Below are 8,659 nucleotides of genomic sequence, written 5' to 3'. Positions count from 1 at the left end.
CTAATCCATTAGACAATGAAGGATATCTGCAATTAAGCGTGGGTGATCGAGTGAGTGTTAACGGCAAAATCGATAATGACCTATTTGAAGGTCGAGTATTTGAAGCTGTTTCCGTAACAAAGATTTAGTTTTTCAGCCGAAGGTTATTGTCGTTTTACTCAGTCTATCAGGCTATGTTAATAGCCATTCTGCCCATTAAAATCGATAAATATGATGAGGTATAAAGCAACCAATAACTTTTGAATTAATCATCTAGTACAAAAATAAGGAGTCACCAATGACAGACACTACTCTTCATACTGGACCTTATGTCTCCAACCATTCCACTTTGACAGCCATCATTGCCGGCACCGTGGTGGCACTTGGGCTAATGGTAATGTTTACTCTTCTCGGCCTGTCAATAGGCATTGCGAGTCTAGAGGTGATAGGAGATGGCCTGGGTATTGGCGCAGCAATTTATATTGTTGTCACCCAACTAATTTCGCTGGCTGTGGGTGGGTTTGCAGCAGCCCGCTTTATGACAACCTTTGATAAAAATTCAGCTGCGTTGGCCGGCTTGGCGGTTTGGGCGTTAACTACGCTTACTGTCGCTTATATGGGCCTTAATGCTGGGACATCAGCCATCAGCACGTCATCATCTCTTGTGGCACAAACAGCTGAAACATCAGCCGGTGCCGTAAAAGCGATAACACCGGAAGATATTTCGCTGCCGGATATGTCAGAGATATCCGGTTCAATCTCTATGGCCGATTTGCCGCCTCAGCTTCAGCAAGCGCTGCAGGAAGCTGGCGTGACTCCCTCGCAACTTCGTGCTGAGGCACGAGAAGCATTCCGAAATGTGATTAGCCAGCAGGAAATGAACCGGGCACGATCGCTGGTCACCGCCACACTGTCTGATATCGTGGCACAGCCCCACACATTCTCAGAAGAAATGAACAATTTATTAGACCGGTTAGTGATTGGTGAAAATGCCGTATTTAACGATGAAGATCTAAACCAAGCCCAAAATACGTTGGAAACGCGTCTCGGGATCACACCTGCCCAAGCCCAAGAATTAGTAAACGAAGTACAGGATGTTTTTAACTCAGCTGTGGAAACTTTGCGTCAGACTGTTTCTGAATTACAGGAACAAATAATTGCCGAGGCTAAAGATATTCAGGATGCGGTCGCTGCGGCTGCGCTGTGGCTTTTTATTGCATCTCTTCTCGGTCTTGGAGCGGCAACTGCTGCCGGTGTGTTTGGTCGCCGTTCAGTAGTATAAAATTGTGTCCGTGAACTATTCAAAGATTTGCTTTGCAACAAAAGGGCTAATGCAAATTAGTTAGTCAGATCCTTCTAACCCACTGCACAAATGTGCAGTGGGTTTTGTTTTTCTAGTGGTTTAGAAATTTCGGTTTATGGTTTACGAAGAGACTCATAAATTTTTATCAGTAACTGCCCCTTCAGATGCTGAAGAGACGGTTTTGGCATATTTAGCTAAAACTCCTCGGGTATAGCGGGGGGGAATTGGTTTCCATGCCATACGTCTTTTTTCGATATCACTATCACTCAAATGAAGGGTGATTTCAGCCGTTTCTGCATCAATGGTAATTTGATCACCGTTTTCAATCAGTGCAATCGGGCCGCCATCAAAAGCTTCAGGGGTTATGTGTCCAACCACAAAACCATGACTTCCACCTGAGAAACGACCATCGGTTATTAAGGCAACGTCGTTACCAAGACCTTTGCCGATAACGGCTGAAGTAGGGCTAAGCATTTCCCGCATACCGGGGCCACCTTTCGGGCCCTCATAACGGATAACGATGACATCACCTTTCACCACGGTGCCATTCAAAATGTCCTGTTGTGCCTCTTCTTCAGAATGAAACACCCGGGCTTTACCGGTAAAACGTAACCCTTCCTTGCCAGTGATTTTAGCGACAGCACCTTCTGGTGCTAAATTACCTTTAAGAATGACCAGATGGCTGTCTTTTTTGATGGGCTGGTCAAATGGACGAATAATATCCTGATCGGCAGGATAGGGCGCTACATCGGCCAGATTTTCTGCCAGGGTTTTACCTGTTACGGTCAGGCAATCGCCATGTAACAAGCCACGATCCAACAGATCTTTCATCAATGGCTGAATACCCCCGATAGCAATCAGTTCCGACATCATGTATTTGCCGCTGGGACGCAGGTCAGCCAGTACCGGGACTTGACTGCCGATCCGGGCGAAATCATCTAATGTGAGTTCAACATCCACCGCATGGGCCATCGCCAACATATGTAAAACCGCATTTGTCGAACCTCCCAGCGCAATAAGTGTGGTAATGGCATTTTCAAAAGCCTGCCGGGTCATGATGTCGGTGGGTTTAATGTCGTGTTCGAGCATATACATCACTACAGCGCCTGCTCTGAGGCAATCTTCTGTTTTGGAGAGAGATACTGCTTCTTGTGCCGAACTGTTTGGCAGACTCATACCCAATGCTTCAATTGCTGAAGCCATGGTGTTGGCCGTGTACATGCCACCACATGAACCAGCACCGGGAATAGCCGTTTTTTCAACTTGCTGTAATTCAGCAGACGTCATATCTCCCCGGGCATGTTGCCCAACTGCCTCAAAGACAGAAACAATATCGGTATGACCTGCACCAGGCTGAATCGTACCACCATAGATAAATACCGCCGGTCGATTGAGACGGGCAAGACCGATTAGACAGCCCGGCATGTTTTTATCGCAGCCACCAATTGCGATCAGTCCATCAAATCCCTGGCAGCCGGCGACGGCCTCGATTGAATCTGCAATGACTTCACGGGAAACCAGTGAATATTTCATGCCAATAGTGCCATTAGCAATACCATCAGAAATGGTAATGGTGTTGAAGATAACGCCTTTTCCACCCGCTTCGTTGGCGCCTTGACAGGCGAAGTCAGCGAGATGATTAATATGCATATTACAAGGCGTGACCATGCTCCAGGTAGATGCTATGCCAATCTGGGGTTTGTTAAAATCGGCATCATCGAACCCAACAGCGCGAAGCATCGCTCTTGCTGGTGCTTTGCCGGTGCCATCTACTACTGAGGATGAATATTTGCGTGTTTCTGTCATTGCCTGATCTATCCGATAAATTAAGGTAAGCCCAACGTCAAAATCAGACCGGAGCTCATCAGTGAGGCTCAATGCTAATTTGATGTGTTTGACTTCAGATTAAGACCTTATCAGTTTCTATACGCAACCGACAATTAGTAACGTTTGGCATCCTTGAATCTGCCCTTAATGCTGTAGCCGGCAATAGAAAAATCATTCAGATAAAAAGAGCGAGAATAAAAGTGATTAGCGAGTGCTGTTATAATTGCCGCCGATGTCCCTGTAGCTCAGATGGATAGAGCGTCCAATACAAGATAAGCTAAAGCCCATTTTCAAGCGTCCAATTTTTTAGTTCTTCTAGGATAGTCAATGCACTCAATCCTCTGGCCACAATGGTATATTGGACGGCGACAGGTTTACTTGCGATCACTTCTCTGGTGATAAGTTTATTTTCTTCCATTGCCTTCAACCGTTCTGCCAGGACTTTTTTACTGGCCCCGGCAAGTTGTCTCGCAATTTCATTAAAGCGCATGGGGTGATCTTTCAGGTGCCACAAAATTGAGCCGGTCCATTTATTACCAATAATTCTCATCCCCCGCTCAACTGGGCAGGGTTTATAACACGTCTGGTCGTTTTCTCTCATAATGATTTGTAGGTTACAAAAAGTTAACTGGTTGACTATTGTAACCTGAATGTTAGTTTGTATGTTTCGATAAACTGGAGAACATACATGAAAGGTAAATCAATTTTCGTCGAGGCGGGTGGTGGCTTTGATAAAGTTAGCGTAGGGGAATCAGAAGCAAAATCACCTAGGAGCGGCGAAATTATGGTCAAACTTCATGCTAACTCGCTAAATTATCACGATTATGCCGTCGTCAAGGGACTCTGGCCTGCATCAGAGAAAAGAATACCGATGGCTGATGGTGCCGGTGAAGTAATAGAGGTGGGACCGGACGTAACCGAATTTGAAGTTGGTGATAGCGTCGTCAGTACCTTTTTCCCATCTTGGTTAAATGGTGAACCTGTCGTTGATGGTTTTGCAACAGTGCCGGGTGATGGAGTCGATGGTTATGCCAGAGAATATGTCACGGCAAAAGCTGAAGCTTTCACCAAGTCACCCTCAGGCTGGTCTCATACCGAGTCTGCAACATTAACGACAGCAGCCCTGACGGCATGGCGCGCTTTGTTTGATTTTAATCAGCTCAAGTCCGGTGACACTGTGCTGCTTCAAGGTACCGGGGGCGTATCCATTTTCGCCTTACAGTTTGCCAAAATGGCAGGTGCGAAAGTGATTGCCACCTCATCTAGCGATGAAAAACTCAAGCGGCTTAAAGCGCTGGGGGCGGATCATGTGATTAATTACAAAAAAGAACCCAAATGGGGCTTCCTGGCCCGAGAGCTCAATGAAGGAAAAGGCGTTGACCATGTCATAGATATTGGTGGGGCTGAGACATTGGAGCAGTCTCTGAATGCTATCCGTGTAGCTGGTCAAATCTCATTAATTGGTATTCTCTCCGGACAGACTTGTGAGATAAATATCGTAAAGTCATTTGTCAAACAAGCCAGACTTCAGGGCGTTCTTGTCGGCAGCAGAGTCCAGCAACAGGAAATGATTAAGTCCATCGAGGTCAATGAAATGAAACCCATTGTTGATCGCGTATTTGCTTTGCGAGACATCGTGCAGGCATTTGAATACCAGGAGACAAATCAGCATTTTGGTAAGATATGTCTAGAGTTTTAAATGAAATTTCAAAGCCCCCGTTGAGGGGCTTTTTTTATTGGCGGCCGGTCCGCATCCGTTCAGAGGGTTATGTATTCGTCTGTTGAAAACAGCCCTGTTATAATTGCTGCCGATGTCCCTGTAGCTCAGATGGATAGAGCGTCCCCCTCCTAAGGGGAAGGCCACAGGTTCGACTCCTGTCAGGGACACCACTAATAATCAATAGATTATTTCTGATTGGGAATGAAAAATAGCGGGAGAGGCGTTCGCATATCCTCCATCAATTTTTAGAACCTTCATTTTTTGTAACAAATTTATAGGTTAGTAGTAGCTTTATTAGATTGGGATAGTTGAGGTTGGTAAAGGAATAAAAATCCCACTAGTTAATGGATATGGGGCAAATGAGAAAGTAAAGACAATCCTTTGTCAGATGTCATGTAAAAGTTATTTTTCAACAATAATTTTTGGCTGATGGCTTTCTGTTTCACTGTCTGAAAGTCCTGCGGTTAGGATCCAGCGCATAGTGTCTTCATTCGACATTTCCAACGACCGAACCTGATCTCGTGAAACGCAAATTGTATAGCCGCCAACCTGATAACTCATTGGCAGGTATATGGCGACCAGATCATTTTCCTGGTCCTCCATGCCCAATACATGGCTAACGTTATCCTTAACCAGAAAGCCAATCAGCTGAACTCCACCGATGGTGACTGCAACAGCATTGCTGAGACTTTCCTGCTGTTTCTCGCGAGAGAAAAAGCGCGTGAAATCTCTTAATGCACCATGAATCGATTTCACCAGCGGAATGCGATCCAGAATGGATTCACCAATATCAAACAGTCGTTTAACCAGCCAGGCATTAACTGCAATGCCAATCACAAAAATTAACCCTATAGCCGCCAATAGCCCCAGCCCTGGCCAGTAAAAGTCATAGGGTAAAATGGCGATCATTATCGGGCGTAATGCACGTTCTGCAGTAACAGCCAACCAATAAATAAGATAAAGCGTCAGGGTGACGGGTAATGCTGTCGCCAAACCTTTTAAAAAAGTCTTCCAGACAAATGGCATAAAGCTGTTCCTATTCCAAACCGCATACGGTTATTCAGATGTATAAAGTTATATCGGCTTCGCTGGCAAATTCCAGAAACGTGGCAGCGCCTCCATGACTGATTCCATCGATAAAATCTGAATTTTTAAAATCAAACAAATCAACAGTCATCTGGCAGGCAATTAATTCAACATCTGACTCCAGACAAATCTCACGTAATTCAGCAACACTGGCAACGCCTTTCTTTTTCAGTTTGCGTTGCATCATCCAGGTAGCAAAGGCTTCAAGCCCTGGAATAATTTGAACGATACTGGGGACCGGAACAGGCATGGGCATAGCAGGGTTGCCCAAAGGTGAGACTTTAAGAGACAGCTCTTTCTTAAGCAATTGCAAACCGTAAAAGGTAAAAAATATTTTGGCTTCAAACCCTAGCGCTGCTGCTGTAGAGGCCAGTAAAAATGGGGGGTAAGCACCATCCAACGTGCCTTTACTTGCAATAATGGCGAGTTTTTTGGCCATGCAGTCATGCCCCTTTTTCGATGATGAAATACAGTTTTCCGTCGACTTGGTCGCTACTAAGCAGCGGATTACCGGTCATTTTGCAGAAGGCCGGAATATCTTTTAAAGCGCCAGTATCGGTACAAATGAGCCTTAGTCGCTGAGAGGCGGACATTTCGTTGAGCATCTTACGCGCTTTAAGCACTGGAAGTGGACAGTTTAAACCTGATGTATCAATTTCTGTATCAAAATCTGACATACTGATTTCCTTTAAAATATCCGCTCACATGATAAACGTAAGCGTCGTTTTTGTCTTTGCGGAACCGGTCTTATTGAGCCAAGGTCTATAGGCGTTATGAAATATCTTTTCGCTACATTTATATTTTTGATGAGCAATCAAAGCATTGCCCAGGCAAACTTGGATATCGCGTTGCCAGAAATGGGGGACAGTGCGGGTGCGCTGGTATCGCCAGTGGAAGAATATCAGGTCGGCCAGTCTTTTTACTGGAGCCTGCAACAATCGGTGACGCTGGTTGATGATCCGGAAGTGAATAGTTATATCAATTCACTTGGACATCGTCTGGTAACGAATAGTGATGATCCCGGTCGTTCTTTTACCTTTTTTGTTGTGCCCGACAATTCGGTGAACGCTTTTGCCGCGCCAGGCGGTTTTATTGGCATTCATACCGGTCTGATGCTGACAAGTGAAGCAGAAAGTGAGCTGGCATCGGTCATGGCGCATGAGATCGCGCACGTTACCCAACGTCACATTCTACGTAATTTCGAACGTTCCAAACGCATGAGTATTCCGATGACCGCTGCGATGATTGCTGCGGCTTTATTGGGGGTGGCTGATCCCAGTGCCGGGTCTGCTGCCATCATGGCGGTACAGGCTGGCAATGTGCAAATGCAACTGGATTACAGTCGGGCACATGAAGCTGAAGCTGATAATTTGGGCATGCAAACGCTTGTCAATGCGGGTTTTGATCCCAATGCTATGCCACGTTTTTTTGAGCGGTTGCAGATTGCAGGACGCTTCTATGGTGGCAACCAGATTCCGGAATTTCTCAGAACCCACCCAATCACAGTCTCCCGTATTGCAGATGCCCGTGGACGTGCTGCCAATCTTGAGCCACGGCCCCAGATAAGAGATACCAAAAAGTTTTATCTGATGCGTGAAAAAGTGCGTGTCATGACATCTTCAAATCTGCGTGAATTAATCAAAACATATGAAGATAAGCTGAAAGACAACACAGCAGAAGATGAATCTGTCACGCGATATGGTTATGCACTGGCATTATTGAAAAATAGTAACTATACCCAGGCTCGTGACGAAATTAATGACTTAATTGATTTGGATGATAATCAGTTAAGCTATCATCTGGTGCTGGCGGATATCGAAATTGCGTTGGGAAGAATGGATGCCGCGTTGGCAATTTATAATGATTTTCAGCGAGTTTATCCGGATGACTGGGCGCTTTCTATCAAGCAAGTACAAGCCTTGTTGAGAGCAAATCAACCGCGTAAAGCTATTACTATTTTGCAGCGTCAACTGGATGTAGGGGAATCCTCGGCAGATTTATACAGATTATTGGCCAAAGCTTACGGTGACATGGGGCAGAAAAGTAAATCACATGTCTGGCTGGCAGAGCATTATCATAGTTCTGGACAGTTGATGCAGGCAGCAGATCAGCTCAGAATTGCAGCAGACTATGCCCGAGGTGATGAGTTTGAACTCGCTAAAATCAGCTCACGTTTACGACAGATTGAAACGGATATCGCGATGATGGAAGAAATTCGATGAGAGATAATTTTGATGAATATCGTCGAAAATTAATAAAGCAATCCATCTCTGCTTCAACGCTGGCTTTGGTAGCGGCAAGTGGTTTAATGGCTCCAAGAACTCTGTTAGCACATTGGCCTCAGGATGCTTTCAACGCAGAAACATTGGAAGATGCAATTTTAACGTTTCTTGGAGAAGCAGAAGAGGTTAATGAAGAAGCCATTCAATTCACGATTGGCTCTCCTCCTACTTATGCTGTGAATGGAGCCAGTGTTCCGGTTGAAATCAGCAGCAGTCTGGAAAATATTCAGCGAGTGGCGTTATTGGTAGAGAAAAACCCTTTTCCTCTGGCAATGGCTCTTGAACCGACTTCAGCGGTCAGCTTTCCCTTTAAAACAATGCTCAAAGTCGCCGAAGATTCAGAGATAATTGCCATGGTCAGAGCCGACGGCAAGCTTTACCGAACCAGTCGTTATGTAGAGATTGATATTGGTGGGTGTGCCTGATGACAACCCAAACCAGAGATAGAATACGGGCCAAATT

The 8,659-nt window shown here is 45.4% G+C and carries 9 protein-coding genes and 1 tRNA gene; 5 read left to right on the top strand and 5 right to left on the bottom strand.

Features of this window, described 5'->3' with window-relative positions; genetic code table 11:
• Nucleotides 1-277: 277 nt before the first annotated feature.
• Nucleotides 278-1,261: a hypothetical protein gene (locus B3M51_RS00240; protein ID WP_292479288.1), complete on the top strand. Its 984-nt coding sequence runs from the start codon at nucleotides 278-280 to the stop codon at nucleotides 1,259-1,261.
• 153 nt (nucleotides 1,262-1,414) lie between these two features.
• Here the strand turns inward: B3M51_RS00240 and ilvD are convergent, their stop codons facing one another.
• Together ilvD and B3M51_RS00230 are read right to left on the bottom strand one after the other, a co-directional pair.
• Nucleotides 1,415-3,088, bottom strand: coding sequence for a dihydroxy-acid dehydratase (ilvD, locus tag B3M51_RS00235; RefSeq protein WP_292756035.1), 1,674 nt, complete (start codon nucleotides 3,086-3,088; stop codon nucleotides 1,415-1,417).
• Nucleotides 3,089-3,386: 298 nt separating this feature from the next.
• Entirely contained in the window at nucleotides 3,387-3,659 is a 273-nt protein-coding gene (locus tag B3M51_RS00230) for a winged helix-turn-helix transcriptional regulator (RefSeq protein WP_292479285.1), read from the bottom strand.
• A 138-nt stretch (nucleotides 3,660-3,797) separates the two neighbouring features.
• Here B3M51_RS00230 and B3M51_RS00225 point away from each other — a divergent pair, with 138 nt between their 5' ends.
• Both B3M51_RS00225 and B3M51_RS00220 read left to right on the top strand, forming a co-directional pair.
• Complete coding sequence (locus B3M51_RS00225) at nucleotides 3,798-4,808, top strand: zinc-dependent alcohol dehydrogenase family protein (protein WP_292479283.1); 1,011 nt, start codon at nucleotides 3,798-3,800, stop codon at nucleotides 4,806-4,808.
• Between the two features lie 114 nt (nucleotides 4,809-4,922).
• Nucleotides 4,923-4,999, top strand: a tRNA-Arg gene (locus B3M51_RS00220).
• Between the two features lie 232 nt (nucleotides 5,000-5,231).
• On the opposite strand, the gene B3M51_RS00215 is transcribed toward B3M51_RS00220, so the two are convergent.
• Genes B3M51_RS00215 through B3M51_RS00205 form a run of 3 tightly spaced genes read right to left on the bottom strand, consistent with a single transcriptional unit; the run spans nucleotide 5,232 to nucleotide 6,592 of the window.
• Nucleotides 5,232-5,855 (bottom strand): DUF502 domain-containing protein, encoded by a 624-nt coding sequence (locus B3M51_RS00215; protein WP_292756033.1) that lies wholly within the window; start codon nucleotides 5,853-5,855, stop codon nucleotides 5,232-5,234.
• Between the two features lie 34 nt (nucleotides 5,856-5,889).
• Entirely contained in the window at nucleotides 5,890-6,354 is a 465-nt protein-coding gene (gene dsrE2, locus B3M51_RS00210) for a sulfur carrier protein DsrE2 (protein ID WP_292483490.1), read from the bottom strand.
• 4 nt (nucleotides 6,355-6,358) lie between these two features.
• Nucleotides 6,359-6,592 (bottom strand): sulfurtransferase TusA family protein, encoded by a 234-nt coding sequence (locus B3M51_RS00205; protein WP_292483488.1) that lies wholly within the window; start codon nucleotides 6,590-6,592, stop codon nucleotides 6,359-6,361.
• A gap of 96 nt (nucleotides 6,593-6,688) precedes the next feature.
• Between B3M51_RS00205 and B3M51_RS00200 the strand changes: the two genes are divergently transcribed.
• The gene (locus B3M51_RS00200; RefSeq protein ID WP_292756031.1) at nucleotides 6,689-8,137 is read left to right on the top strand and encodes a M48 family metalloprotease; all 1,449 of its coding nucleotides are present in this window, start codon (nucleotides 6,689-6,691) and stop codon (nucleotides 8,135-8,137) included.
• Nucleotides 8,134-8,622 (top strand): thiosulfate oxidation carrier protein SoxY, encoded by a 489-nt coding sequence (locus B3M51_RS00195; protein ID WP_292483483.1) that lies wholly within the window; start codon nucleotides 8,134-8,136, stop codon nucleotides 8,620-8,622. Before B3M51_RS00200 ends, B3M51_RS00195 begins: the two co-directional genes overlap by 4 nt.
• Nucleotides 8,623-8,659 lie beyond the last annotated feature (37 nt).

This window comes from Methylophaga sp. UBA2689 (assembly GCA_002354555.1).
Lineage (GTDB): Bacteria > Pseudomonadota > Gammaproteobacteria > Nitrosococcales > Methylophagaceae > Methylophaga.
Note: the sequence above shows the minus strand (reverse complement) of the source record. Positions and strands in the feature narration are given on the sequence as shown.